This window comes from Enterobacter cloacae complex sp. IR53041 (genome assembly GCF_049238285.1).
GTDB lineage: Bacteria > Pseudomonadota > Gammaproteobacteria > Enterobacterales > Enterobacteriaceae > Enterobacter > Enterobacter roggenkampii.
The window spans coordinates 59,091-83,338 of sequence record NZ_JBMKHB010000009.1; the positions used below are offsets into that span (position 1 = coordinate 59,091).

Sequence of the window (24,248 nt, forward strand, 5' to 3'; positions counted from 1 at the left end):
CCTTTTATGAATAATCAGCGTTGCGTGACGAAATCCACCTGGTCGAGATTGATGGCGGTCACGTTGACGGTCACATCCAGCTCCACGCTGTAGGTGCGTCTTTCCCGGCGCAGAAAGAAGAACAGAAACGCTTCTTTTCGCACCGCTTCTTGCGCCTGAACGACCTGCACATCCTGTGGCTCAATACGCAGTAAGATATGCGGTGAGGCTTTCATCACCGCGGCCTGAACGTGGTTGAGCGCGTCGGCAAAGGCGCGCGCTTTGGCGTCGCCCTTCCCCTTCACTCTCACCGTGGTTGTGAACTGTTCTTTCATGCTTATGCGCCGTATTTTTTCTGCCACGCCTGCACCAGACGCTCGCCCAGCTCTTCTTTATCCATAAAGCCAAAGCCCAGCACGTTGCAGCCTTCGTTAATGGCGGTGACGCCTTCATCCACGGAACGCATGCCGTATTTGGCCTTGTAGCCATATTTGGTCTGGGCGGTGATGGCACCCGCGCCGCCGCTGCCGCAGAAGGAGATGCCGAAAGTCGCGTTTTCCGCTTTCATTACGTCGCCGAGCTTCATGTCTGCCGCCATGCCCGGTACGACAACCGCGCGTCCACCTGCTTTTTCCACACCGGCCGCCACTTTCTGACCTTTACCCAGGCGATCGCCAATCACGACTGTAATCTGTTCCATGTGTTGCTCCTTAAAGGTTGTCTTTCGCGACTTCAAAGTGAACGGAGAGCAGCCAGGCCTCTTCATCTGGAAGGTTGCCAAACTGCGCCACCACTTCACGGGCAAGCCGCATTGAATCCGGTGAAATTTCGTCAAACAGCTCTGCTTCAACCTCCGGCAGCGGCTCGCCGGTCACGGACCGGTGCGCCATGGCGCGCACGTGGGAAGTAAGCATCTGCTCCTGTACCGCATTGGGGATGATGTTGTTCCGGGCCAGCAGGGCATAAACCTGCTGCAGCATGGTGTTCGCGAGCTGTTCTGTTTGCTCTGCCTGTTCCCCAACGTCGTTCATTACCGCTCCGTTAATCACTGGTCTTACCCCGTTAATGGCTCTGGAATAAAACTAACGTTGGGGGGGAATTGTTTGTAGCGAGTTGTTTTCCACTTCGAAGTGGAAAGGGGAGCCGCAGCAGTGATCTGTGCCACATAAATACGGTGAATCTGGATTAATCACGGCATTTGCGTGATTAATATCACGTATTCCAGCGGCAAAACGCGCGCCGGGGAAACGAAAACGTTCAGGCGTGGTGACGCAAAAATGTGATGGCGATAGGGTTTACTTATTACCGCGCAAAAAAACGGGGGCCACTGGCCCCCGCTGATTATTTGTCAGATGCGCGATCGGTTAACGGTATTTCTTGTGATACGTATTACGGGTCGTCACAAACTGCTCGGCCGCCGCCTGGGCTTCCTTCACTTTGCCTTCGTTAGCGAGCTTCAGCGCGCCGTCGATCTGGCCGACCAGCACGTCAAAGCCGTGGCGGTAGTCTTTCATTTCTGCACTGTCTGCCGCTTTGCTTTCCAGTTTAGGAGGCGTCGCTTTTTGTGCGTCCAGCGCCGCTTCACGCATTTTGGTCAGCGCGTCTTTCATTTCCGCCGCATTGTCGGTTTTCTGCACCACCTTCAGGTTTTGCCCGAGGATGCCCATGTCGTCTTCAAGATCGGCAGCAAACGCAGAAGAGCCAAGAACCAGCGTTGAAGCCGCGACGATCGCTAACAGATGTTTACGCATTGCTCACTTCCTTTTTTATTATCAACAAAACGCTATCTCTATTGTCCGGCGATTTTCATTTCCGGGAGTAATACAGAACCACACTGTATATTGCTGCGTGTTTCAATATCGTTACCGACCGTAACGATATTGCGCCACATGTCCTTCAGATTGCCAGCGATGGTAATTTCGCTCACCGGATACTGGATTTCGCCGTTTTCAACCCAGAAGCCCGCCGCGCCGCGAGAGTAATCGCCGGTGATGCCGCTGACGCCCTGACCCATCAGCTCGGTCACCACCAGCCCGGTGCCCATCTCTTTCAGCATCTGCTCAAAGTTGAGGCCCTGCCCGGCAATGCGCCAGTTGTGAATGCCGCCCGCGTGCCCGGTGCTTTTCAGCCCCAGCTTGCGCGCGGAGTAGTTGGTCAGAAGCCACTGGGTCAGAATGCCGTCTTTCACGATGTCACGACGCTCGGTGCGCACGCCTTCGCTGTCGAACGGCGTGGAGGCCAGGCCTTTCAGCAGGTGCGGATGCTCTTCGATGGTGAGCCATTCCGGCAGGATCTGCTTGCCCAGCGAGTCGAGCAGGAAGGTCGATTTACGGTAAACGGAGCCGCCCGCGATAGCGCCCACCAGATGGCCAAACAGACCTGTCGCCACTTCGTTGGCAAAAATCACCGGCGCTTTCATGGTGGAGAGTTTACGCGGCGACAGGCGAGACAGCGTGCGTTCGGCACACTCTTTGCCTACCCACTCCGGAGACTGCAAATCCCCCAGCGCGCGGCCAATGGTGTAGGCGTAGTCGCGCTCCATGTCACCGTTCTCTTCGGCGATGACGCAGCTGGAGAGCGAGTGGCGGGTAGAGCAATAGCCCTGCAGCATGCCGTGACTGTTGCCGAAGACTTTGATGCCGTAGTGGCTGTTAAAGCTGCCGCCTTCGGTATTGGTGATGCGCTTGTCGGCCTGCAGGGACGCCTGCTCGGCGCGCGCGGCCAGCTCAATCGCTTCGTCCGGCGTCACTTCCGCCGGATGGAACAGGTCGAGATCCGGCGCGTCAAACGCCAGCAGATCTTTATCCGCCACACCGGCGTAAGGATCCGGTGAGGTGTAACGAGCGATATCCAGCGCGGCCTGCACCGTACGGGCGATGGCATCCGGACTGAGATCGGTGGATGACGCACTGCCTTTGCGATTCTGGTGATATACCGTGATACCCAGCGCGCCGTCGCTGTTGAATTCAACATTCTCCACTTCGCCATAGCGGGTGCTCACGCTAATGCCGGTGGTTTTGCTGACCGCCACTTCGGCGCCATCTGATTTTTCTGAAGCAAGCATCAGCGCGGTGGAGACGGCTTCTTCCAGAATCTTACGCTGCGCTTCAACTTGTGAGGTTACTTTCATCGCAAATGCCATACTGTAAGAGAGAGTTAACTGAAGTCTAACAGAGAACCGTTTTTCAGTGCGCGTCTTAACTGGTAACATTAGCCTCTTTTTTTAAGGAGCCTGACATGACTAAGCAGCCCGAAGACTGGCTCGACGACGTTCCCGGTGATGACATCGAAGACGAAGATGATGAGATCATCTGGGTCAGTAAAAGTGAAATTAAACGTGACGCCGAAGAGTTAAAACAGCTTGGCGCGGAAATGGTAGAACTGGGTAAAAACGCGCTGGATAAGATCCCGCTCGACCAGGATCTGCGCGATGCCATTGAACTGGCACAGAAAATCAAAAAAGAAGGCCGTCGTCGCCAGCTTCAGCTTATCGGGAAAATGCTGCGTCAGCGCGATGTTGATCCGATCCGCCAGGCGCTGGACAAGCTGAAAAACCGCCACAACCAGCAGGTTGCGCTGTTCCACAAGCTGGAGCAGATCCGCGATCGTCTGATTGAACAGGGTGATGACGCCGTACCGGAAGTGCTGAACCTGTGGCCGGATGCCGACCGCCAGCAGCTGCGTTCCTTGATCCGCAACGCGAAGAAAGAGAAAGAAGGGAATAAGCCGCCGAAGTCTGCGCGCCTGATTTTCCAGTATCTGCGCGAGCTGTCTGAGAACGAAGAGTAATCCGTTCCCCTCACCCCGGAGGGGCGAGGGGGAAAAGAACGTAGGCCCGGTAAGCGCTAGCGCCACCGGGCTTTTTTTTACGCCTCGGCGGCCGCTTCCGCTTTCTTCGCCAGCCCGTCCAGCAGCTTCTGATGGAGCCCACCGAAACCGCCGTTGCTCATCACCAGAATATGGTCGCCGGGCTGAGCGGCTTTCACCACCATATCCGCCAGCGTATCCACATCCGCACTCCAGTGCGCAGGCTGGATGCAGGCATCGGCCACTTCCGCGACCTGCCACGGAATATGCTGCGGCTGCAGCAGGAAGACCTCATCGGCACGTCCTAACGACGGCGCGAGATCGTCTTTGCAGATGCCCATCTTCATGGTGTTCGAGCGCGGTTCCAGCACCGCCAGAATGCGCGCGGTACCGCCGACTTTGCCACGCAGGGCGGCAAGCGTGGCCAGAATGGCCGTTGGGTGGTGCGCGAAATCGTCATACACGGTGACGCCGTGGGCTTCACCGCGCAGCTCCAGACGGCGGCGGGCATTGATAAACGAGCCCAGCGCATTCGCTGCATCCGCAGGCAGAACGCCCACGTGACGCGCTGCCGCAATCGCCATCAGGCCGTTGTGCATGTTGTGTTCGCCCACCAGGCCCCACTTCACTTCGCCCACTTTTTCGCCGTCGAGCAGCACTTCCCACTCGGAGGCATCGGCGTTGAGTTTCTTCGCCTGCCAGTGGCCCTGCTCGCCCACCAGCTCCTGCTCGCTCCAGCAGCCCATTGCCAGGGTCTGCTTCAGGTTGATGTCGTTTTCCGGCAGGATGATGCGGCCCTGGCCCGGCACGATGCGCACCAGGTGGTGGAACTGTTTCTGTATGGCTTTCAGGTCGTCAAAAATATCCGCGTGGTCAAACTCAAGGTTATTGAGGATCAGCGTGCGCGGGCAGTAGTGCACAAACTTAGAGCGCTTGTCGAAGAACGCGCAGTCATACTCGTCGGCTTCGATCACAAAGAACGGGCTGTCCCCCAGGCGCGCAGAAACGTCAAAGTTGCCCGGTACGCCGCCGATGACGAAGCCCGGCTTATAGCCGCAGGCTTCGAGGATCCAGGTCGCCATGCCCGCGGTGGTCGTTTTGCCGTGGGTACCGGGGCAACGGCAACCACCCAGCGGTCGCGCAGGACGAAGTCATGCAGCCACTGCGGGCCGGACATGAACGGAATATTGCGTTCCAGTACCGCCTCAACGCACGGATTGCCGCGGGTCATGGCGTTGCCAATAATCACCAGGTCCGGCTCGGGATCCAGCTGGCTGGCATCGTAGCCCTGAATAAGAGAGATGCCCTGTTTCTCCAGAAGTGTGCTCATTGGCGGATACACATTGGCGTCCGAACCTGTCACCTCATGGCCCAGCGAGCGCGCCAGCATTGCCAGTCCGCCCATGAAAGTGCCACAAATCCCCAATATATGAATGCGCATACGTCACTATCCTTCTTCAATGTGGCGCACATTTTACTCACATGTTAGCGGCTGTGAAACGCATTTCAGGTAAATCCGTATGTTGCTGGCGCGATTCACCTCTGCGCTACTATTTGAATATTTGTTAAGATTGTTGGGCTTTAGTCGTTTTAGTGAACATACAATCGCTCTACTCACAAAGATGCAGGGAAAGTGTTATGAAAACGTTAGGTGAATTTATTGTCGAAAAGCAGCACGAGTTCTCTCATGCTACCGGTGAACTCACTGCTTTGCTGTCGGCAATAAAGCTGGGCGCTAAGATCATCCACCGTGATATCAACAAGGCCGGTCTGGTCGATATCCTGGGTGCCAGCGGTGCCGAGAACGTTCAGGGCGAGGTTCAACAGAAGCTCGATCTGTTCGCAAATGAAAAACTGAAAGCTGCACTGCGCGCGCGCGACATCGTTGCGGGTATCGCCTCCGAAGAAGAAGATGAAATTGTTGTTTTCGAAGGGTGTGAACACGCGAAATACGTTGTTCTGATGGATCCGCTCGACGGCTCCTCCAACATCGACGTTAACGTTTCTGTCGGTACCATTTTCTCCATCTACCGCCGCGTCACGCCTGTTGGCACGCCGGTGACCGAAGAAGATTTCCTGCAGCCGGGCATTAATCAGGTTGCTGCCGGTTACGTCGTCTATGGCTCCTCCACCATGCTGGTCTACACCACCGGTTGCGGCGTACATGCCTTTACGTACGATCCTTCCCTGGGCGTTTTCTGCCTGAGCCAGGAACGCATGCGCTTCCCGGAGAAGGGCAATACCTACTCCATTAACGAAGGTAACTACATCCGCTTCCCGAACGGCGTGAAGAAGTACATCAAATTCTGCCAGGAAGAAGATAAAGCGACGCAGCGCCCGTACACGTCCCGCTATATTGGCTCTCTGGTCGCGGATTTCCACCGTAACCTGCTGAAAGGCGGCATCTACCTCTACCCAAGCACCGCCAGCCACCCGGACGGGAAGCTGCGTCTGCTGTACGAATGCAACCCGATGGCGTTCCTGGCCGAACAGGCGGGCGGTAAGGCGAGCGACGGTAAAGAGCGTATTCTGGAGATCGTGCCGGATAGCCTTCACCAGCGCCGTTCGTTCTTCGTCGGCAACAACCACATGGTTGAAGACGTTGAACGCTTTATCCGCGAGTACCCGGACGCGTAATCCCTCTCTTCAGGGGAGCCAATCCGGCTCCCCTGTTCATTTATATATTTTACCGTATAAGTGTTTATAAAAAACACGCTTTAATATTCGCCACTGCTCCTGCATTATTTCCATAACAGTTTGACAGATATTTCGTGGAGCAGAAACGCAATGAAAAATTATTCCCGTGCTAATACCGGCATTGATTTAAATCTTATCCCTGTATTTATTGAAATCGTCCGCTGCGGCAGCATGGCAAAGGCCTCTTTGCGTCTGGAGATGTCACGCCCTGCGGTGAGTCTGGCATTAAAGCGTTTTAATCAACTCTTTGATGAGCCGTTATTTCTCCGCAAAGGCTTATATCTTGAGCCGACTGAAAAAGCATTAGCCTTAACCAACTCGCTGGAAATATTAATGGGCGAAATTCACGATAATATCGGGGCGCTTAATTCCGGAAGGAATAAAACCCCGGCACAGAACGTACCGGGGCTGGGTAATATTATGCCGCGTTCTGAGTCGTCACTTTGAATGATGACATGGCTTCCATCAGCTGACGCGACTGCTCCTCAAGGGAGCGGGTCGCGGCGGAGGATTGCTGCACCAGCGCCGCATTCTGCTGCGCGGTTTCGTCCATCTGGTTTACCGCAATATTCACCTGCTCAATGCCGCGGCTTTGCTCCTGAGACGCGGTCGCAATCTCACGCATCAGTTTGGTCATGCGCAGCACTTCTGTTGCGATCTCATCCATCGTTTCGCCCGCCTGCTGGGCCAGCTCGCTGCCCTCGTTAACGTGGGTTTGCGAATCACTGATAAGGGAACGAATCTCTTTCGCTGCGTCGGCGCTGCGGCTGGCCAGGTTTCGCACCTCGCCCGCGACGACGGCAAACCCGCGCCCCTGCTCGCCCGCGCGCGCCGCCTCTACGGAGGCGTTAAGCGCCAGAATATTGGTCTGGAAGGCAATGCCGTCGATCACGCTCAGGATGTCGGCGATGCGCGCCGAGCTGCCGGAGATATCGCGCATTTTTTCAATCACGTAGCAGACCATTTCGCTGCCGTGATCGGCCGTGTCGGAGACCGACTTCGCCAGCTGGTGCGCCTGCTCGGCGTTATCGGCGTTGAGCTTCACCGTGGCGGTGATCTGTTCCATGCTCGCCGCCGTCTGCTCCAGCGACGTGGCGGTGGATTCCGTTCGCTCGGCGAGATCCCGGTTCCCCAGCGTCAGCTCGCGGCTGCCGGTGTCAATCTGCGCGCTGGCATCGCGTACCCGCAGAACCGAGTTCATCAGCGACTGACGCATCTCCTCAATGACCGCGTTAAGGCGGTTAAACTCCTGGCTCGCGGGCGCGGCCAGCGTATGGGTTAAATCGCCCGCCGCCACGTTCTCCAGCTGAGCAATCGACGCCGAGAGCGGCTTGAGCAGCATATGGCGCAGCGCCAGCCAGGCCAGCACGATAATGCCCGCCGTCAGCAGCGCGGCGACGATAATCAGGATCAGGACGCGGGTTTTGCTCGCCTGCACGGCGCTCACTTCCGCCTGACCTCGCGCTTCGCTCCATTTCTGAAACGCCTGCATGTCGTTATCAAACGCTGACGCCAGCGGGATCAGCGTCTTCTCCAGCAGATCGTAATACCCGTCCGCGCTCTGGTCGTTGAGGGTTTTCAGCATCGGGTTGATCCCCTGCTGGTTATACGCCGCCAGGCTGGCTGCCACTTTATCGAGCAGCTGCTGCCCCTGCTCGTCAGCCACGCCGCCGTCGATCACGCCCTTCAGCGTTTTCTGGGCCAGAGCGACTTCCTGATTAATGTTTTTTACCGCGCTGGCCGCATCGTCCAGCATGCCGATTTCCATCATGCGGACGGCCTGACCCGCTTCATTGCGCGCGCGCAGGATCAGCGTATAGCCTGAATTAAGCTGCACCATCTGCTCACCCTGAAGGTGATTAATGCGCTGCAGCGAAGAAGAACTCTGTGTGAGGGCATAAATGCCAATGCCGCTGACAATCAGCAGCAGAAGGGTCATAACGGCCAGTAAAGAGAGCAAGCCGGTACGAATCGATAGCGTTTTCAGCATGATATTATTTCCGGTAGCGAGATATTTCTGGGCATAAAAAAAGAGTATCGGCCGCTACCGGAAAATGTTTAGACTTTCAGCATGTTATCGCTCTGTTACCGATGTGTTCACGCGGGTAACAGGCGAGCTTTGACGGTTCTCCCAGAGCACCGTCAGGCCGCGCTGCAGGGCAATAAAAATAAACAGCAGAATGCCGATGGCGATCTTCGTCCACCAGGAGCTGAGCGTGCCGTCAAAGTTGATATAGGTCTGGATCAGCCCCTGAATCGCCACGCCGAACAGCGTCCCTAGCACCGTACCCACGCCGCCGCTGAGCAGCGTGCCGCCGATGACCACAGAAGCAATCGCATCCAGCTCCACGCCAACGCCTGCAAGGGCATAGCCCGCCTGGGTATACACCGAGAAGACGATCCCCGCCAGCGTCGCCAGGCCGGTCGAGAGCATATAAATGCGGATGGTGGTGCTGCGGGTCGAGATCCCCATCAGGTTGGCCGACGTGGCATTGCCGCCAATAGCGTAAACCTGATTGCCAAACCGGGTGCGGTGGGCGAGGAAGATGCCAATCACTACCACGCCCAGCATCAGCAGCCCCATCGCGCTCAGGCGGCCGCCGCCGGGGATTTTCCACGCAAGGCTGGAGAGCGTGTCGTACACCGGATGGTTAATCGGGATCGACTCTTCCGACACCAGGTAGCTCACCCCGCGCAGGAAGAACATCCCCGCGAGGGTAATGATAAATGCCGGAATTTTTAACGCGTCGATCAGCAGCCCCATAAAGGCGCCAAACGCGCAGCCCATCACCAGCACCAGCGGGAACGCCAGCAGCGGTGAGATGCCCCAGAAGCCGATCGCTTTCGCGAGGAACACGCCCGTAAACGCGATCACCGAGCCGACGGAGAGGTCGATCCCGCCGGAGAGGATCACAAAGGTCATGCCGACGGCGATGATGCCTAAAAAGGCGTTATCGGTCAGGATATTGCAGATCACGCGCGTCGAGGCAAACCCCGGGAACTGGGTCAGGCAGTAGAGATAGCCCAGCACAAACACGCCCAGCGTGATCATTAGCGGCAAATTACGTTTTATCATGGCCACGGATCCCCTTAATGATGCTGACAAAGCGCGGCGACTGGACGATCAGCACGCAAAGCACGACCACCGCTTTCACCACCTGGTTGAGTTCCGGCTGGAATCCCGAAAGCAGGATCCCGGTGTTCATGCCCTGAATGATCAGCGCGCCGATCGCCGAGAGCAGCAGGTTAAAGCGCCCGCCCATCAGCGACCCGCCGCCGATCACCACCGCCAGGATCGCATCCAGCTCCAGCCAGAGCCCGGCGTTGTTGGCATCGGCTCCGCGAATATCCGCCGCGACGATCACGCCGGCGATGGCAGCGCAAATACCGCTCAGCACGTAGGTCAGCATCACCATCAGCCGCGTGTTAACCCCGGCGTTGCGCGCGGCGCGAATGTTGATCCCGACGGCCTCAATGAACATGCCCAGCGCCGTTTTGCGGGTGAAAAGCCAGAAGACAATGAGCGTGACCAGGGCAACGATCACCGGCGTCGGGAAGAACAGAAGGTTGCCGCTGCCGAGCCACGCCAGGCTCGGCGAGTTAAAGGTGACAATCTGTCCGGAGGTAATCAGCTGCGCGACGCCGCGCCCGGCCACCATTAAAATGAGCGTGGCGACAAAGGGCTGGATTTTCAGCACCGCCACCAGAATGCCGTTCCATAATCCGGCCAGCACGCCAGTGCCTAAGGCTGCAAGCAGGACCACCGGCAGGCTATGCCCGGCCACGGTCATGGAGGCTGCCGTGGCCCCGGCGATAGCCATCACCGCGCCGACGGAGAGATCAATCCCGCCGGTGGCGATGACCAGCGTCATCCCGATGGCCAGCAGCGCCACGGGCGCGGCGCGGTTTAAAATGTCTATCGGGCTGCCAAACAGGCGGCCATCCTGCACGATAATCTGGAAAAAATGCGGCGCGACCAGGCTATCCACCAGTAAAACCACCAGCAGCGCCGCGATTTGCGGCGTGCCGGTCGGCCAGCTGAAGCGGCGCTTTGACTCACCGGTTTGCGAAAGCGAACGGGACATCACGATTCACTCCTTATGCCGCGATGGCATTCATGATCGCCGGAACGGACAGCTTATCCAGCGGGATCTCTGCCACCTGTTTACGATCGCGCATGATGATGACGCGATCGGCATAGCCCACCAGCTCTTCCAGCTCGGACGAAATGACCAGCAGGGCCAGACCGTCTGCGCACAGGGTTTCGATAAGCCGGATAATTTCGGCGTGCGCCCCTACGTCAATGCCGCGGGTCGGTTCGTCGAGGATCAGGAACTGGGGTTTGGTCAGCAACCAGCGGGAGAGCAGCACTTTCTGCTGGTTACCACCGGAGAGGAACTCGATGGGCTGTTCCGCGCTCGGGGTGCGGATGCCGAGCTGGCGGATAAAGCGCTCAGCAATGGCGTTCAGCTCTTTGCGTGGGATCGGCCGCAGCCAGCCGCGCTGCGCCTGAAGCGCCAGAATGATATTTTCCCGCACCGAGGCGGCGGCAATAATGCCGTCCGTTTTCCTGTCTTCCGGGCAGAAGCCCACACCCAGACAGGAGGCCTGATGCGGCGATCGCAGGGTTTGCGGTTTGCCCTTGATCAGCGCGCTGCCGCTGTCGGCGGGCTTGATCCCGAAGATCACCTCGGCGGTCTCGGTACGCCCCGAGCCCAGCAGGCCCGCCAGCCCGACAATTTCGCCCGGCCGCACCTCAAGGTTAAACGGCGAGATGACCCCTTTTTTGCCGTAATCGCTGAACGCGGCGACCGGCTTCTCGCTCAGCAGCGTGCGGCCCGCGCGCTGAAGGGCGTTGGTCTCCAGCTCGCGGCCCAGCATCATTTTGACCAGCTCGATCTGCGGCAGCTCGCGGGTTTCGCGGCAGCCGACAAAGCTGCCGTTGCGCAGCACCGTAATGCGATCGCTCACCTCATACACCTGATCGAGGAAGTGGGTAACGAAGATCAGGCTGACGCCCTGATCGCGCAGCTGGCGCATCAGGGTAAAGAGCATTTCCACCTCCTGGGTATCGAGGCTGGCGGTGGGTTCGTCGAGGATCAGCACCTTTGCCGAGAGATCGATCGCGCGGCAAATGGCGACGATCTGCTGCATCGCCACGGAAAAGCGGTTCAGCGGCTCGCGGACGTCGAGGGAGAAGCCGTAGGATTCCATCAGCTTTGTCGCCCGCGCCTCCATCTCTTTACGGCGCAGCAGCCCAAAGCGTCGTGGCTCACGGCCAATAAACAGGTTATCCGCCACCGACATATTCGGCAGCAGGTTCACTTCCTGGTATACCGTCCCGATCCCCAACTGCTGGGCATGGGCGGTGTTTTTTGGCGAAATGGCGTTACCTTCCAGCCAGATGGTGCCGCGGTCGGCGTGATAAACGCCGGTCAGAGATTTAATCAGCGTCGATTTTCCCGCGCCGTTTTCCCCCAGCAGCGCCATGATCTCCCCGCGCCGCAGGCTGAAATCAACGTTATCCAGCGCCTTTACGCCGGGGAAGAATTTACTCAAGCCCTCTGTGCGGAGGATTTCCTGGTGTTGTTCAGTGGTCATGGTTTCCCCCTGCATCAAGCCGGATGGCGCTACGCTTATCCGGCCTACAAAAGAGCGTATCGTAGGCCGGGTAAGCGCAGCGTCACCCGGCATGTTCAGACAGGCTTAGTAGCCCATATTTTTCTTCTTCTCTAACTCTTCTTTCGCCGTGTCAGGCAGGTAGAGCGTGGATTTGGTGACCGTCACTTTCTCCGGCATCGTGCCGTCTTTCTTGAATTTCTCCAGCGCGTCGAATGCCGGGCCGGCCATGTTTGGCGTCAGCTCCACGCTGGCGTTGGCTTCGCCGTCGATCATCGCTTTGTAGATATCAGGCACGCCGTCGATAGAGCCGGTGAGGATATCTTTGCCCGGCTTCAGGCCCGCTTCTTTAATTGCCTGAATCGCACCGATCGCCATGTCATCGTTGTGGGCGTAAACCATGCAGATGTTCTTGCCGTTGTTTTCGGCCTTAATGAAGCTCTCCATCACCTCTTTACCTTTACTGCGGGTAAAGTCGCCGGACTGAGAGCGGATAATCTTGATGTTTGGCGCTTTGGCGATGGCTTCAGCAAAGCCTTTTTTACGGTCGATGGCCACGCTCGCCCCGACGGTGCCCTGCAGTTCAACAACGTTACACGGCTTGCCGTCGACCTGTTTTATCAGCCAGTCGCCAATTAGCTGCCCTTCCAGCACGTTGTTGGCCGTCACGGTGGTCATATAGAGAGATTTGTCTTTAACGTCGATGGAACGATCGAGCAGGAAGACCGGGATTTCAGCGTCTTTCGCTTCCTTCAGGACGGGTTCCCAGCCGGTCGCAACGACGGGTGCAATAAAGATGGCATCCACGCCCTGGGCGATAAAGGAGCGCACGGCTTTGATCTGATTCTCTTGTTTTTGCTGGCCATCGGCGATTTTCAGGGTAATGCCGCGTTTCTGAGCTTCGCTTTTCGCCACGTTGGTTTCTGCCGCTCGCCAGCCAGATTCAGAGCCGACCTGCGAAAAACCTACGGTTAAGGGAGCGGCCATCGCCATAGACGACATGGCTGCCGAAACTGCTGTGACAAGGAGTAAGCGCTTCCACATATGAACGTCCTCGTAGGGTGAGTTATTGTTGGTTAAAAGATGTTCTGCGGAATGACTATAGCCCATGAAATATGTAACGAATTGCGTTACATCACACTTCAGAAAAGTGAATAAAACGTTAATCACAAGTTTGTAATCGCTTTCATTTCTCCATGAAAAATGCGGCTGAGTTTATGGATTTTTCTGTCATGGAATCGGTCTGAAAAGTGGGAAGAACGTGGAGAGAAGGCGAAAACAGGCGGAGACATTCAGCGCGAGTTGGCTATAATACCTGCCACTTGTTTACCATCCATTTTAAAGGACACCGACATGAGCTTACTCAACGTCCCAGCGGGTAAAGAACTGCCAGAAGACATCTACGTAGTTATCGAAATCCCGGCTAACGCAGATCCGATCAAATACGAAGTGGACAAAGAGAGCGGCGCCCTGTTCGTAGACCGCTTCATGTCTACCGCGATGTTCTATCCGTGCAACTACGGTTACATCAACCACACCCTGTCTCTGGACGGTGACCCGGTTGACGTGCTGGTCCCAACGCCATACCCACTGCAGCCAGGCGCAGTGATTCGCTGCCGTCCAGTTGGCGTGCTGAAAATGACCGACGAATCCGGTGAAGATGCGAAGCTGGTTGCGGTACCGCACACCAAGCTGAGCAAAGAGTACGATCACATCAAAGATGTGAACGACCTGCCAGAGCTGCTGAAAGCGCAGATCACTCACTTCTTCGAGCACTACAAAGACCTCGAAAAAGGCAAGTGGGTTAAAGTTGACGGCTGGGACAACGCAGAAGCAGCGAAAGCGGAAATCATCGCCTCTTTCGAACGCGCTGCTAAGAAGTAATTATTACTGCCAGACACAAAAAACAACGCCACCTTACGGTGGCGTTGTCGTTTTTCAGTACTGGTCTCTGTCTAACCAGTTACCGCTTACGATCCGCGTTAACCCGTCGACTGGACGCTGGTAGACATACATCCACGCGCTTCCGTACGGCGTCTGGATCAACTGGCGTGCGTATTCACCGCCCCTGGTGCGCAAGGCATCAAGTTCGGCAAGCGTCGCGTTATCAATACGATAAACTTCACCCTGTACTGTTCCTTCGCCCGGAACCGCGCCTGGATAGTGGCCCAGGCTGTACAACTGGTAGTTCTCGATATTGTAATTCCCCAGTAGCTGGGCATTGGTCATCCAGTGACTGTTGCCTTGCCTGGTTCGTAAACTGCCGTAGACAAATATTCGCATTGCTAAAACTCAAACTGATAGAGCAGATCAAGTGCCTGGTCTACGCCGGACACTGCTTCCAGATATAGCTTAGGCATCAGGCGATAGCGTAACGTGAGTGTTGCCAGTGAGTCAAAGATCCCCACACCATATTTTACCTGCAGACCCGGCAGTACATAGCCGCTGACCACCACCTGCGAGGAGTCACCCACGCCCTGGGTGTCCAGCGCCAGATTGCTTACGCCGAACGTCTCGCCGATTTTACCCACAACCTGCCCACTTTGTGCAACCCCCAGCCCCACTAACATCGAAGTCATCGCCGCGCTGTCGCTCTGACCGCTGTCGAGACCTTGACCACGCAGCAGGTAAGAGAGGGCTTCCTGCTGGGACATCGCCGGGTCAGAGAAGATCTCCGCCTTCGGTTCGTCGGCGGAACCGGTGACGCGTACCCCGGCAATGACGTCGTTTTCCGTCGCTTCCGGGTTACGAATCGCTTCGATGTTCAGCAGCGGTTGATCCGGTGGACCGGAGAACAGCAGCTCGCCTTTACGGACAATCAGATCCTGACCATAGGCGTGGAATCGCCCTTCAGGGATATTGATCTGCCCGTTCAGGCCAAGCCCTTGTTTATCCTGCGCCACCTTCAGGTCGCCCGTAAGCCTCGCCTTCAGCCCAAACGCATCCAACCGCACGTTATTCCCCACGTGCACGATAAGGTTACTATTAATCGGTATGCCCGCGCTCTTCTGTTCGACCGGTTTCAGATTTTCATTGAGCATAACTTCATCACTTGAGACGCCGACCGCACTTTCCGGCACGTCGTGAACCACGATGCGCGCCCACGGCACGTCGACGCGACCGTCAAGCGTGAAGAGGCTTGGCGTGGCTTCAAAGACCACATCAGGCGAGACGTCCAGCCGCACCATCGGCGGTACGGTGATGCGCACCTTACTGCCCTTCGCGGCAATACGGGCGCGCCAGTTGTCGAGCTGGCTCCAGTCCGCGTCGCCGCTCAGATTGATTTGCCCCTGCTGCGTCAGTACCGATCCGCTCAGCGTCGAGCTCATGCCGTTGAAGTTCATCGCGATCTGGCTCGGCTGCATGTCAAACGGCATAAAGTTGCCGTCAATATCCACGCCGCTGAGGCGCAGCTGGCCGAACAGCTGAGGGCTTTGCGCATTGCCCGCCAGGCGCAGGTTGGCGTTCACCATGCCCTCGGCTTTTTCCCCGCGTGCGAAAATCGGGTTCACCATCGCCAGGTTGAAGTTGCGGATAGTGACGTTGCCGCCCAGATTTCGCCGTCCCTGTGGGTCGGTAATTTGAACCTTGCCGTCAAACTGACCGTTGTTGGTGAGACGAATCAGCCAGCCCAGCTCCGCACGGTTGTTATGCAGGTCTGCGCTCAGGTTCAGGGTGTCGAAGGCCACCGGCAGCGGCGCGTCATTTACCTCCTGCGTCACCTTCACGTTACGCCCGGACAGCGTGACGCTACCCTGCGGCAGCCCCTCTTTGGTGGTGTCCCAGGCGACATCGGCTTTTCCGCTGAAGACGCCGCTGGCCTGGGTAGTATCCGGCATAAACGGTTTCAGCATCGCCAGATCGAAGCGGTTGAGGTTGATCTGCGCGCGTCCTTCCGCACCCGCGTCGATGGTCTGCGGCACGCACAGTTCCGCATTCGGGTTGGTCCAGCAGTGCGGCCCAATGCTGATCTTCTGCTCGGCGTTGCGGTAGTCCAGCGCGATGGCGCGCGACAGCGCCAGCGGCCCGACCGGCGTGTTGAAGCGGGTGTTATCCAGCGTCCCTTTCCAGCGCTCCTCTTTGCGGTCGAAACTGCCGGTCAGGTGAAGCTGGCCGGAGACCGGCTCGCCCTGCACGCGCAGCTGCAGGTCGTGCTGCTTCTCGTTCCCTTTCGCGTCCAGGGTGACCAGGCTGATGTTGACGTCCGGCTGAGAGATGCGCTCTACGCGCAGGTTCAGGTTACCGCCGATCTGGTCAGTGGATTTCACATCCCCTTCCACTCGAACGCGGGCAACGCTCAGCGCCTGCCAGCGCAGGTTATTGGCGGTAATGTCCGCCAGCAGCTGCGGCGCGTCTACCGTGCCGCGCACCTTCAGGAGCCCCTTCGCCGTACCGCCCAGGCCCGGCAGGGCGTTATCCAGATTCGGCGCGTCGATGGTGGCGTCCAGATTGAGATCTTTCACCCCCAGCTCACCTTTGATATCCGCCGTGTTGCGGCCCAGCGCCACGTGCAGACCCGGGATAATCCACTGCAGGTAGCTGTTGCCTTTCACCGAGCCTTCAACGTTTACCTTGTTCTGCTTCACGTTCCCGGTGAGCTTGATCTCCGGCACGTCCATCTGCCACGTGCCGCCGTACAGGCTGCCGCGCGTTTTGATCAGGCCATCCAGCTTCGACGGCCAGTCCGGGACCTCTTTGGCGGTGTTAATGCCCGTCAGCTTCAGCTCGCCGCGCCAGCTGATCGCCTGCTGCCAGTCGAGCAGCGCGGTCAACTCGGTTTTGCCTTCCAGCGCCGCGACGGTCAGCTTGTCGAGGTTAACCTGCTGTTCATTGCCCTTCGCATCCAGGGTGATGTTCGCGGGCGGCACGCCCTGCCCCTTCACTGCGGTGCGGAACGAGAGCGTATAGTCGGTCATCTTACCGCTCAGCTTCAGCTTCAGGTCATCGGCCTGGTACTGTTTTTCGCCGGTGAATGGCCAGTAAAGCTGCTTGCTGACCACCTCAAGATTGAGCGGCAGCCCGGCTTCCGCCAGCTGGGTTTGCGCACGCAGGACCATGTCCACCGGGCCGGAGAGATTGACCCCAACATCCAGCTTCTCGCGCAGCGCCCCGCCTACTTTGACCTTCACCTTCTCGCCTTTGAGCGGGTCAATGTTCAGGGCGCTATTCAGCGTGATATCCACCGGCCAGTTGTCGCGCAGCAGGGCGTTGCCTGACGCGTTCACCGAGCCCTGATTGGTGTCGATATCCAGCGCGTCGAGCTTCATGTTGCCGTCAATGCTGCTGACTTTCAGCAGCATGTTATAGACCGTCAGGTCGGTATCGCCTGTCAGGCGCAGCTGCTCGCCTTTGAACTCTTCAATATTGAGGTTCAGCGGCAGATGCACATCGGTCATTTCCGGCAGGACAGGCTTCGAGAAGAGGTCTTTCAGCGTTTCGCCCAGCGGCTTCTCTTCCGGCTGCGGGTTCTGGATCTTCGGCTCGACGATCTCTTCCTGCGCCACGTCGGCCACTTTCGGCAGCGCGATCAGCAAGCCCTGCAGGGAGGTTGGCGTCAGGGTGAGGTTTTTCTCCTGCCAGCGCAGGCCGGAGCTGAAATCCATCACGGACACGGTGGTGTCGTCGATTTTGATATTGACGTTATCAAGCGCCACCCGATAAAGCGCGATAGGGTACGGCGTGGAGAGATTCAGCGGACCGCTGTCCTCTTCCTCTACCGGCGCAGACTTCGGCATTTTCTTCGAATCTATCGCCACGTTGACGTCTTTTAGCGACAAGTCGTTGACGCAGAGCTTGCTGTCACGCAGACAGCCCAGCTTCACCGCCAGATGAAACTCCCCGGCGTTCACCGCCACGCCCGGCTGCTCATAGCGGATGTTCTTCAGGCGCAGGTCGCGCCAGCCGCCCGTCACCTGGCCAATCTCCAGCCCCGGCACCCAGCGGTTCGCGGCGTTAAACAGCAGATGCAGCCCGGTCGTCGTTCCTACCAGAAACGCCACCGTACCGAGCAGCAGCACGATAAAAATCAGCACCCCGAGGCTTATCTTCTTCCATAAACTCATAATTCAGGCCCCAGACCGATGTAAAACTGTAATCCGTGTTCTTCTTTGTCGCCCACCGGCACGGCGAAATCGAGCTTGATGGGCCCGACGGGTGACTGCCAGCGTACGCCGACGCCCGCGCCGGTTTTAAAATCGCTGCGGCGGATATCGCTCACCGCTTCGCCGCCGTCGACGAACATGGCGCCCCACCATTTTCCGCTGACGTTGTACTGGTACTCCAGCGAGCCGGTAGCCAGCTTAGAGGCACCGATCAGCTTGCCGTCATCGTCCTTAGGCGCGATGGATTTGTATTTATAGCCGCGGATGCTGCGATCGCCCCCGGCGAAGAAGCGCAGGTCCGGCGGGACCTTGTCGAAGTCGCCGGTTTCAATCCAGCCGAGGTTGCCGCGCACCACAAAGCGGTGTTTGTCATACAGCGTGCGGATCCAGACGTTCTGCGCCTGAATCACCGAGAAATCCACGTCGGAACCCCACATGGTGTTGGAGTAATCGATAGAATAACGCTGGGAATCGCCCCAGGTCGGCATCAGGCCGCCGCGCGAGCGGGTGCGGCTGATCATCACCCCAGGATAGAGCAGCATGGTGGTGTTGGTGACGTTGGCCTGGGTAAAGTGATCCAGGCTCCAGCGCAGGTTGATGGCGCGCTGCCAGCCGCTGGAGAGATCCCAGTAACGCGACACGGCAAGCGTGGTGGAATCGGACTCGGTATCGTTGAGGTCGGTGCGCTTAAAGCCCCCCTGAACCAGGTAATATTGCTCAAGCGGATTTTTCAGCAGCGGCATTTTATAGCTGAAATCGAGCTGCTGTTCCGGGGCGGAAATGCTGGCGCTGGTGGTCAGGCTATGGCCGTAGGAGTTCATCCACGGCTTTTTCCAGGTGGCCTTCACGCGCGGGCCAACGTCCGTCGAATAGCCCACACCGGTTTCTATGGTGTTCTCGGTGCGCGGCGAAACAACGCCGTGCAGCGGCAACACCTTGGTTTTGCGAGACTTATCAAATTCAGGGGCGACAACCACGGAGTTAAACCAGCCGGTGGCTGAGAGCCGTCGGTTCAGCTCTCCCAGGTCGCTCGACTGGTAGTAATCCCCTTTTTTAAAGGGCACGAGGTTTTGCAGGTACTCTTCACGAATTTGCGAACCTTCGAACGTCACGTCGCCAAAGCGGTAGCGTTCTCCGCTGTCGTAGTCGATATCCCAGAAGGCCTGACGTCGCGCCAGCGCAATGCCCAGCTGGCTTTTATTGAACTGGCTGTCAAAGTAGCCCTTACGCAGGGAAACGCTGGTCAGCTCTTTTTTGAAGTGGTCGTAGTCACCGTGGTTGAGCACGGTGCCGATTTTCGGCCGCGTGCTGAGCAGGTCCAGGTAATCCCGGTCGGTACGCGCCCCGCCGCGCAGGATGACGTTGGTGCCGCCAATCAGCACCGGCTCGCCCGGCGAAACGCGGGCAATAAGCACCTGGCGCCCCTTCTTTGGGGGCGGGCGGAGATCGAAATCAATGGTGGGTTCGTAATACCCTAGCGCTTTTAGTCCTTCACGGATGGCATCATCGACGCGCGCGCGGAAACGCCGGTCCGGCGTCACCTCATCACTCTGGATGGTCGATAGCTGCGCACGCACGTTTTTTTGTAGCGCCCCGGATAACCCCTCAACCTGCAAACGGACATTCGCCGCGCTGGCAATTCCGCTTGTCAGCAACAGACTGACTAAACATAACTGGCGGATTTTTGTCACGTTTTCTCCTGAATATCCCTGTTTCCACCCTGGAAGCAAATGAAGTGCCGCTCCGCGGCAAAATACGGCCTGTTGCCCAAAAACCCGAATCTCGGGTTGAAAATGGGTGTAACACCCAAATATTTCTTATGATTAAATCTAGACTCATTCAGCGCATTTATTGTGTTCAATTAAACGCGCCGTGACAACCTTAACCGAAACATCGCACCCCGGGAGGCCCCACCGTGAGTTTATTCGACAAAAAGCATCTGGTTTCACAAGCTGATGCATTACCGGGACGCAACACCCCTATGCCTGTGGCGACTTTACACGCCGTCAATGGCCATTCCATGACTAACGTTCCTGATGGCATGGAAATCGCCCTGTTCGCTATGGGCTGCTTCTGGGGCGTTGAGCGCCTCTTCTGGCAGCTGCCTGGCGTTTACAGCACGGCAGCCGGCTACACGGGCGGTTACACGCCGAATCCAACCTACCGCGAAGTCTGCTCCGGCGAAACCGGCCATGCGGAAGCGGTACGCGTAGTGTACGACCCGACGGTAATCAGCTACGAACAGCTCCTGCAGGTCTTCTGGGAAAACCACGACCCGGCGCAGGGCATGCGTCAGGGCAACGACCACGGCACGCAGTACCGCTCGGCTATCTATCCGCTCACCCCTGAGCAGGATGCCGCCGCGCGCGCCAGCCTTGAGCGTTTCCAGCAGGCCATGCGTGAAGCGGGCGATACGCGCGAGGTGACCACGGAAATCACCACCGCGAAACCGTTCTACTACGCCGAGGACGATCACCAGCAGTATCTGCATAAAAACCCGTACGGCTACTGCGGAATCGGAGGTATCGGCGTCTGCCTGCCGCCACAGCTGGCCTGATTATCAGCCGTTAGATCGTCGCCCGTACCGGGCAGCACCCGCTGTCCGGTCTGTTTTATGTAAAAATGTGACCTCTGGCAGATTTACATCTCTTTACGCTATACTAGCCGCTGAAATAATCGGCTCAACGCTACGAGCTGATGTTCAATGTGTTTCCACACAAATGGTATCAACTCCCCTTCTGAGGATCTGGCGAGAAGCCGGATAAACTATGTTAAACAGTATTTTAGTAATACTTTGTCTGATTGCCGTCAGTGCATTTTTCTCGATATCCGAGATCTCGCTGGCCGCGTCCCGTAAAATCAAACTGAAGCTGCTCGCCGACGAGGGCAACATCAACGCCTCACGCATTCTCAAAATGCAGGAAAACCCCGGTACCTTCTTTACCGTGGTACAAATTGGTCTGAACGCGGTGGCTATCCTGGGCGGTATCGTGGGCGATGCGGCATTTTCCCCGGCGTTTTATAGCCTCTTTGCGCAGTACATGTCCGCCGAACTGGCCGAACAGCTGAGCTTTATCCTCTCCTTCTCGCTGGTGACCGGGCTGTTCATCCTCTTCGCCGACCTGACCCCGAAACGCATCGGTATGATTGCGCCAGAAGCCGTGGCTTTGCGTATCATCAACCCGATGCGCTTCTGCCTGTTTGTGTTCCGCCCGCTGGTGTGGTTCTTCAACGGCCTGGCAAACGTCATTTTCCGCATCTTTAAGCTGCCGATGGTGCGTAAAGATGACATCACCTCTGACGACATTTATGCGGTCGTGGAAGCCGGTGCCCTGGCCGGGGTACTGCGTAAGCAGGAACACGAGCTGATTGAGAACGTATTCGAACTGGAATCCCGTACCGTGCCCTCTTCCATGACGGGCCGTGAAAGCATTATCTGGTTCGATTTACATGAAGATGAGCAGAGCCTGAAGAACAAAGTGGCGCAGCATCCGCACTCCAAGTTCCTGGTCTGTAATGAAGATATTGACCACATCATCGGTTACGTCGACTCCAAAGACCTGCTGAACCGCGTGCTGGCGAACCAGAGCCTGGCGCTGAACAGCGGCGTGCAGATCCGCAATACCCTGATTGTGCCGGACACCCTGACGCTCTCAGAAGCGCTGGAAAGCTTCAAAACCGCCGGGGAAGACTTCGCGGTGATCATGAACGAATACGCGCTGGTGGTGGGTATTATCACCCTCAACGACGTCATGACCACGCTGATGGGCGACCTGGTAGGCCAGGGGCTGGAAGAGCAGATTGTTCAGCGTGACGATAATTCATGGCTGATTGATGGCGGCACGCCAATTGAAGACGTGATGCGCGTGCTGGATATCGACGAGTTCCCGCAGTCCGGAAACTACGAGACCATCGGCGGCTTTATGATGTTTATGCTGCGTAAGATCCCGAAACGTACCGACTCGGTGAAGTTCTCCGGCTACAAGTTTGAGGTGGTGGATATTGATAACTACCGCATCGACCAGCTGCTGGTGACGCGCATCGACAACAAACCGACCGTACTGGTGCCGAAGCTGCCGGATGCGGAAGAGAAGGTGTCGGCGTAAGGTTCCTGCCCCCACAAACATCAACGGCTCCCATCGGGAGCCGTTTTTTTACTGCTGCATAGCACGTTGGTTAAGCCATCTCAGTTTGCAGACGCATAACCTGACGGTTGACTTCGGACATCACAGACAGGTGCTGTTTGTCCTTCACTTTTGGGACAAGGATTTTGCCCTTATCAAACTCAAAAGCGCCAACATCCTTGATATACAACCGTCCACGGAACAGGATCTTCACGTACTTCGCCACCTGAAGCGGGTTGTAGCGTTGGAAAATTTTCATTCTTGTATCTCCTGCGAATCATACGCTCTTGCGGTGCCACAATCGGCCCGACTGTCCTGAGCGCAAATTTTAATGCCCAATGACTATAGACCAGAACTACGGTGTTACCCAGTGTGCATAAGTTTATTTACCGTTTGATTACAATTATTCAGAATAATCTTTGCAAAGCGTGACTGAGCGCAGTATAAGCCGTCGTTTTTTCATGGATATGTGCGTTCACCCGCAAAGTGGCATCGGGATTGCGGGAAAACCACATTGATCGCACTTATCATTAAAAATGCATGACCAAGTGGTCGGATCACCTGCAAACAATAAGGAAACGCCATGACCCTACGTACTATCCTTGCAGCAGCCTGCCTGCTGCTGCCCCTGTGGGCGAGTGCTCACAACATTGAAAAAGGACAACGTGTACCGCCAGTCGGCATTGCTGACCGGGGAGAATTGATTCTCGACAATGATAAGTTTAGCTATAAAGCCTGGAATAGCGCGCAGCTCGCGGGCAAAGTGAGAGTTGTACAACATATTGCCGGTCGTACATCTGCAAAAGAGAAAAATGCCAACCTGGTGGAGGCGATCAAGGCGGCAAAATTCCCACACGACCGCTACCAGACCACCACGATCGTGAATACCGATGACGCCATTCCGGGCTCCGGGATGTTTGTGCGTTCAAGCCTTGAGAGCAATAAAAAGCTCTACCCATGGTCGCAGTTTATCGTCGACAGCAACGGCGTCACCCGTAAGGCCTGGCAGCTGGAGGAAGAGAGCTCTGCGATTGTCGTGCTGGATAAGAACGGCCGCGTACAGTGGGTGAAAGACGGGGCGCTGACCCAGGAAGAGGTGCAGCAGGTTGTCGACCTGCTGCATAAGCTGCTGGCTCAATAAAGAGAGACGCGGAAGCCGGGATTGAGGAAGGATTCGCGCGGGGTGTAGTCCAGCGGCTTGCCCTGCCAGTCATGAACATGCGCCCCGGCGGCCGCGGCAACGGCATGCCCGGCGGCGGTGTCCCAGACGTTCGTCGGCCCAAAGCGGGGATAGAGCTGAGCTTGTCCTTCCGCCACCAGGCAGAATTTCAGCGATGAGCCAATCGAGGTGGTCTGGTGTTCACCCAGCTGCTGCAGATACTCCTGCAGCTCGCTGTCGCTGTGCGAGCGGCTAATCACCACCAGCGGCGGACGCGCGTCGCGCACCTGGATCTGCTTGCGCACGCCGCACTCTTCCTTCCACGCCTTCCCTTCTGCAGCACTGTACATCACCTTCATGACCGGCGCGTAGACCACGCCCAGCACCGCTTTACCCTTCTCAATCAGGGCGATATTGACGGTGAATTCACCGTTGCGCTTGATGAACTCTTTTGTCCCGTCCAGGGGGTCCACCAGCCAGTAGCGCTGCCAGTGCTGGCGCTCTTCCCAGCTTTGCGGCGCTTCTTCTGACAGGACGGGGATGTCCGGCGTTAAGGCCTGTAACCCTTTCAGGATCACCTTATGCGCCGCGATATCTGCCGCCGTGACCGGAGAGTCGTCCGCTTTGCTGACAACCTCCATGGGTTTACTACCGTCATACACCTGCATGATGGCATCCCCCGCATCCCGTGCGAGCTGACAAATTTTATCTAGCATTTTCCACCTCTTTGTTAACGCAGTGAGGTTAACTCTTTGTTTTAGT

At 57.1% G+C, this 24,248-nt stretch carries 22 protein-coding genes and 1 pseudogene; 7 read left to right on the forward strand and 16 right to left on the reverse strand.

The features are described from left to right. Window positions 1-14: 14 nt before the first annotated feature. The 5 genes from ACOTXF_RS08745 to pmbA all read right to left on the reverse strand — a co-directional run bounded on the left by ACOTXF_RS08745 (window position 15) and on the right by pmbA (window position 3,121). Window positions 15-314: a DUF4312 family protein gene (locus tag ACOTXF_RS08745; RefSeq protein ID WP_006810338.1), complete on the reverse strand. Its 300-nt coding sequence runs from the start codon at window positions 312-314 to the stop codon at window positions 15-17. A gap of 2 nt (window positions 315-316) precedes the next feature. After that, on the reverse strand, window positions 317-679 hold the full coding sequence (locus ACOTXF_RS08750) for an SFCGS family glycine-rich protein (protein ID WP_006810339.1): 363 nt from the start codon (window positions 677-679) through the stop codon (window positions 317-319). 10 nt (window positions 680-689) lie between these two features. After that, window positions 690-1,028 (reverse strand): glycine dehydrogenase, encoded by a 339-nt coding sequence (locus ACOTXF_RS08755; protein ID WP_025911967.1) that lies wholly within the window; start codon window positions 1,026-1,028, stop codon window positions 690-692. Between the two features lie 315 nt (window positions 1,029-1,343). Beyond that, entirely contained in the window at window positions 1,344-1,730 is a 387-nt protein-coding gene (gene cybC, locus ACOTXF_RS08760) for a cytochrome b562 (RefSeq protein ID WP_008501412.1), read from the reverse strand. 38 nt (window positions 1,731-1,768) lie between these two features. Then, on the reverse strand, window positions 1,769-3,121 hold the full coding sequence (gene pmbA / locus ACOTXF_RS08765) for a metalloprotease PmbA (protein WP_008501413.1): 1,353 nt from the start codon (window positions 3,119-3,121) through the stop codon (window positions 1,769-1,771). 95 nt (window positions 3,122-3,216) lie between these two features. Here pmbA and yjgA point away from each other — a divergent pair, with 95 nt between their 5' ends. Further along, complete coding sequence (gene yjgA / locus ACOTXF_RS08770; RefSeq protein WP_008501414.1) at window positions 3,217-3,768, forward strand: ribosome biogenesis factor YjgA; 552 nt, start codon at window positions 3,217-3,219, stop codon at window positions 3,766-3,768. A 77-nt stretch (window positions 3,769-3,845) separates the two neighbouring features. Here the strand turns inward: yjgA and mpl are convergent. Next, window positions 3,846-5,227, reverse strand: a pseudogene (mpl, locus tag ACOTXF_RS08775) (UDP-N-acetylmuramate:L-alanyl-gamma-D-glutamyl-meso-diaminopimelate ligase). A 197-nt stretch (window positions 5,228-5,424) separates the two neighbouring features. Here mpl and fbp point away from each other — a divergent pair. After that, window positions 5,425-6,423, forward strand: a complete 999-nt coding sequence (gene fbp, locus ACOTXF_RS08780) for a class 1 fructose-bisphosphatase (protein ID WP_023326570.1) — start codon at window positions 5,425-5,427, stop codon at window positions 6,421-6,423. A 150-nt stretch (window positions 6,424-6,573) separates the two neighbouring features. Continuing rightward, window positions 6,574-6,930 carry a helix-turn-helix domain-containing protein gene (locus tag ACOTXF_RS08785; protein WP_045415455.1) on the forward strand — a complete coding sequence of 119 codons (357 nt, stop codon included), beginning with the start codon at window positions 6,574-6,576 and terminating at the stop codon, window positions 6,928-6,930. On the opposite strand, the gene ACOTXF_RS08790 is transcribed toward ACOTXF_RS08785, so the two are convergent. The 5 genes from ACOTXF_RS08790 to ytfQ all read right to left on the reverse strand — a co-directional run bounded on the left by ACOTXF_RS08790 (window position 6,902) and on the right by ytfQ (window position 13,146). Beyond that, the gene (locus tag ACOTXF_RS08790; RefSeq protein ID WP_021240693.1) at window positions 6,902-8,473 is read right to left on the reverse strand and encodes a methyl-accepting chemotaxis protein; all 1,572 of its coding nucleotides are present in this window, start codon (window positions 8,471-8,473) and stop codon (window positions 6,902-6,904) included. The two genes, ACOTXF_RS08785 and ACOTXF_RS08790, sit on opposite strands and share 29 nt — an antisense overlap. Window positions 8,474-8,557: 84 nt before the next feature. Beyond that, on the reverse strand, window positions 8,558-9,559 hold the full coding sequence (gene yjfF, locus ACOTXF_RS08795) for a galactofuranose ABC transporter, permease protein YjfF (RefSeq protein WP_008501419.1): 1,002 nt from the start codon (window positions 9,557-9,559) through the stop codon (window positions 8,558-8,560). Continuing rightward, window positions 9,546-10,571, reverse strand: coding sequence for a galactofuranose ABC transporter, ATP-binding protein YtfT (gene ytfT, locus ACOTXF_RS08800; protein WP_165602178.1), 1,026 nt, complete (start codon window positions 10,569-10,571; stop codon window positions 9,546-9,548). The genes yjfF and ytfT overlap by 14 nt, the downstream gene beginning before the upstream one ends. A 10-nt stretch (window positions 10,572-10,581) precedes the next feature. Next, window positions 10,582-12,084, reverse strand: coding sequence for a galactofuranose ABC transporter, ATP-binding protein YtfR (gene ytfR, locus ACOTXF_RS08805; protein ID WP_234115195.1), 1,503 nt, complete (start codon window positions 12,082-12,084; stop codon window positions 10,582-10,584). 105 nt (window positions 12,085-12,189) lie between these two features. Continuing rightward, the gene (gene ytfQ, locus ACOTXF_RS08810; protein ID WP_021240696.1) at window positions 12,190-13,146 is read right to left on the reverse strand and encodes a galactofuranose ABC transporter substrate-binding protein YtfQ; all 957 of its coding nucleotides are present in this window, start codon (window positions 13,144-13,146) and stop codon (window positions 12,190-12,192) included. Window positions 13,147-13,455: 309 nt separating this feature from the next. On the opposite strand from ytfQ, the gene ppa reads away from it, so the two are divergent. Then, the gene (gene ppa, locus ACOTXF_RS08815; RefSeq protein WP_008501423.1) at window positions 13,456-13,986 is read left to right on the forward strand and encodes an inorganic diphosphatase; all 531 of its coding nucleotides are present in this window, start codon (window positions 13,456-13,458) and stop codon (window positions 13,984-13,986) included. Window positions 13,987-14,040: 54 nt separating this feature from the next. On the opposite strand, the gene ACOTXF_RS08820 is transcribed toward ppa, so the two are convergent. Genes ACOTXF_RS08820 through tamA form a run of 3 tightly spaced genes read right to left on the reverse strand, consistent with a single transcriptional unit; the run spans window position 14,041 to window position 19,894 of the window. Further along, window positions 14,041-14,385: a gamma-glutamylcyclotransferase family protein gene (locus ACOTXF_RS08820; protein ID WP_008501424.1), complete on the reverse strand. Its 345-nt coding sequence runs from the start codon at window positions 14,383-14,385 to the stop codon at window positions 14,041-14,043. Between the two features lie 2 nt (window positions 14,386-14,387). Next, the gene (gene tamB, locus ACOTXF_RS08825; protein WP_008501425.1) at window positions 14,388-18,164 is read right to left on the reverse strand and encodes an autotransporter assembly complex protein TamB; all 3,777 of its coding nucleotides are present in this window, start codon (window positions 18,162-18,164) and stop codon (window positions 14,388-14,390) included. After that, window positions 18,161-19,894, reverse strand: a complete 1,734-nt coding sequence (tamA, locus tag ACOTXF_RS08830; protein ID WP_008501426.1) for an autotransporter assembly complex protein TamA — start codon at window positions 19,892-19,894, stop codon at window positions 18,161-18,163. Before tamA ends, tamB begins: the two co-directional genes overlap by 4 nt. Before the next feature lie 224 nt (window positions 19,895-20,118). On the opposite strand from tamA, the gene msrA reads away from it, so the two are divergent. Then, complete coding sequence (gene msrA / locus ACOTXF_RS08835; protein WP_008501428.1) at window positions 20,119-20,760, forward strand: peptide-methionine (S)-S-oxide reductase MsrA; 642 nt, start codon at window positions 20,119-20,121, stop codon at window positions 20,758-20,760. Window positions 20,761-20,971: 211 nt separating this feature from the next. Continuing rightward, window positions 20,972-22,309, forward strand: a complete 1,338-nt coding sequence (locus ACOTXF_RS08840) for a hemolysin family protein (RefSeq protein WP_008501429.1) — start codon at window positions 20,972-20,974, stop codon at window positions 22,307-22,309. 70 nt (window positions 22,310-22,379) lie between these two features. On the opposite strand, the gene ACOTXF_RS08845 is transcribed toward ACOTXF_RS08840, so the two are convergent. Then, window positions 22,380-22,586 (reverse strand): DUF1107 domain-containing protein, encoded by a 207-nt coding sequence (locus ACOTXF_RS08845; RefSeq protein ID WP_008501430.1) that lies wholly within the window; start codon window positions 22,584-22,586, stop codon window positions 22,380-22,382. A gap of 324 nt (window positions 22,587-22,910) precedes the next feature. On the opposite strand from ACOTXF_RS08845, the gene ACOTXF_RS08850 reads away from it, so the two are divergent. Further along, window positions 22,911-23,468, forward strand: coding sequence for a YtfJ family protein (locus ACOTXF_RS08850; protein WP_023326561.1), 558 nt, complete (start codon window positions 22,911-22,913; stop codon window positions 23,466-23,468). On the opposite strand, the gene cysQ is transcribed toward ACOTXF_RS08850, so the two are convergent. Continuing rightward, window positions 23,462-24,202 carry a 3'(2'),5'-bisphosphate nucleotidase CysQ gene (gene cysQ / locus ACOTXF_RS08855; RefSeq protein ID WP_008501432.1) on the reverse strand — a complete coding sequence of 247 codons (741 nt, stop codon included), beginning with the start codon at window positions 24,200-24,202 and terminating at the stop codon, window positions 23,462-23,464. The two genes, ACOTXF_RS08850 and cysQ, sit on opposite strands and share 7 nt — an antisense overlap. Window positions 24,203-24,248: the final 46 nt, after the last annotated feature.

Excerpts from the sequence above, each read along its gene's own strand:
- ytfQ (WP_021240696.1), bottom strand. The coding sequence starts at position 13,146 with ATGTGGAAGCGCTTACTCCTTGTCACAGCAGTTTCGGCAGCCATGTCG.
- ACOTXF_RS08785 (WP_045415455.1), top strand. The coding sequence starts at position 6,574 with ATGAAAAATTATTCCCGTGCTAATACCGGCATTGATTTAAATCTTATC.
- yjfF (WP_008501419.1), bottom strand. The coding sequence starts at position 9,559 with ATGATAAAACGTAATTTGCCGCTAATGATCACGCTGGGCGTGTTTGTG.
- ACOTXF_RS08845 (WP_008501430.1), bottom strand. The coding sequence starts at position 22,586 with ATGAAAATTTTCCAACGCTACAACCCGCTTCAGGTGGCGAAGTACGTG.
- fbp (WP_023326570.1), top strand. The coding sequence starts at position 5,425 with ATGAAAACGTTAGGTGAATTTATTGTCGAAAAGCAGCACGAGTTCTCT.
- ACOTXF_RS08850 (WP_023326561.1), top strand. The coding sequence starts at position 22,911 with ATGACCCTACGTACTATCCTTGCAGCAGCCTGCCTGCTGCTGCCCCTG.
- pmbA (WP_008501413.1), bottom strand. The coding sequence starts at position 3,121 with ATGGCATTTGCGATGAAAGTAACCTCACAAGTTGAAGCGCAGCGTAAG.
- ACOTXF_RS08840 (WP_008501429.1), top strand. The coding sequence starts at position 20,972 with ATGTTAAACAGTATTTTAGTAATACTTTGTCTGATTGCCGTCAGTGCA.
- cybC (WP_008501412.1), bottom strand. The coding sequence starts at position 1,730 with ATGCGTAAACATCTGTTAGCGATCGTCGCGGCTTCAACGCTGGTTCTT.
- ACOTXF_RS08750 (WP_006810339.1), bottom strand. The coding sequence starts at position 679 with ATGGAACAGATTACAGTCGTGATTGGCGATCGCCTGGGTAAAGGTCAG.
- cysQ (WP_008501432.1), bottom strand. The coding sequence starts at position 24,202 with ATGCTAGATAAAATTTGTCAGCTCGCACGGGATGCGGGGGATGCCATC.
- yjgA (WP_008501414.1), top strand. The coding sequence starts at position 3,217 with ATGACTAAGCAGCCCGAAGACTGGCTCGACGACGTTCCCGGTGATGAC.
- ytfR (WP_234115195.1), bottom strand. The coding sequence starts at position 12,084 with ATGACCACTGAACAACACCAGGAAATCCTCCGCACAGAGGGCTTGAGT.
- ACOTXF_RS08820 (WP_008501424.1), bottom strand. The coding sequence starts at position 14,385 with ATGCGAATATTTGTCTACGGCAGTTTACGAACCAGGCAAGGCAACAGT.
- tamB (WP_008501425.1), bottom strand. The coding sequence starts at position 18,164 with ATGAGTTTATGGAAGAAGATAAGCCTCGGGGTGCTGATTTTTATCGTG.
- ACOTXF_RS08790 (WP_021240693.1), bottom strand. The coding sequence starts at position 8,473 with ATGCTGAAAACGCTATCGATTCGTACCGGCTTGCTCTCTTTACTGGCC.
- ppa (WP_008501423.1), top strand. The coding sequence starts at position 13,456 with ATGAGCTTACTCAACGTCCCAGCGGGTAAAGAACTGCCAGAAGACATC.
- ACOTXF_RS08745 (WP_006810338.1), bottom strand. The coding sequence starts at position 314 with ATGAAAGAACAGTTCACAACCACGGTGAGAGTGAAGGGGAAGGGCGAC.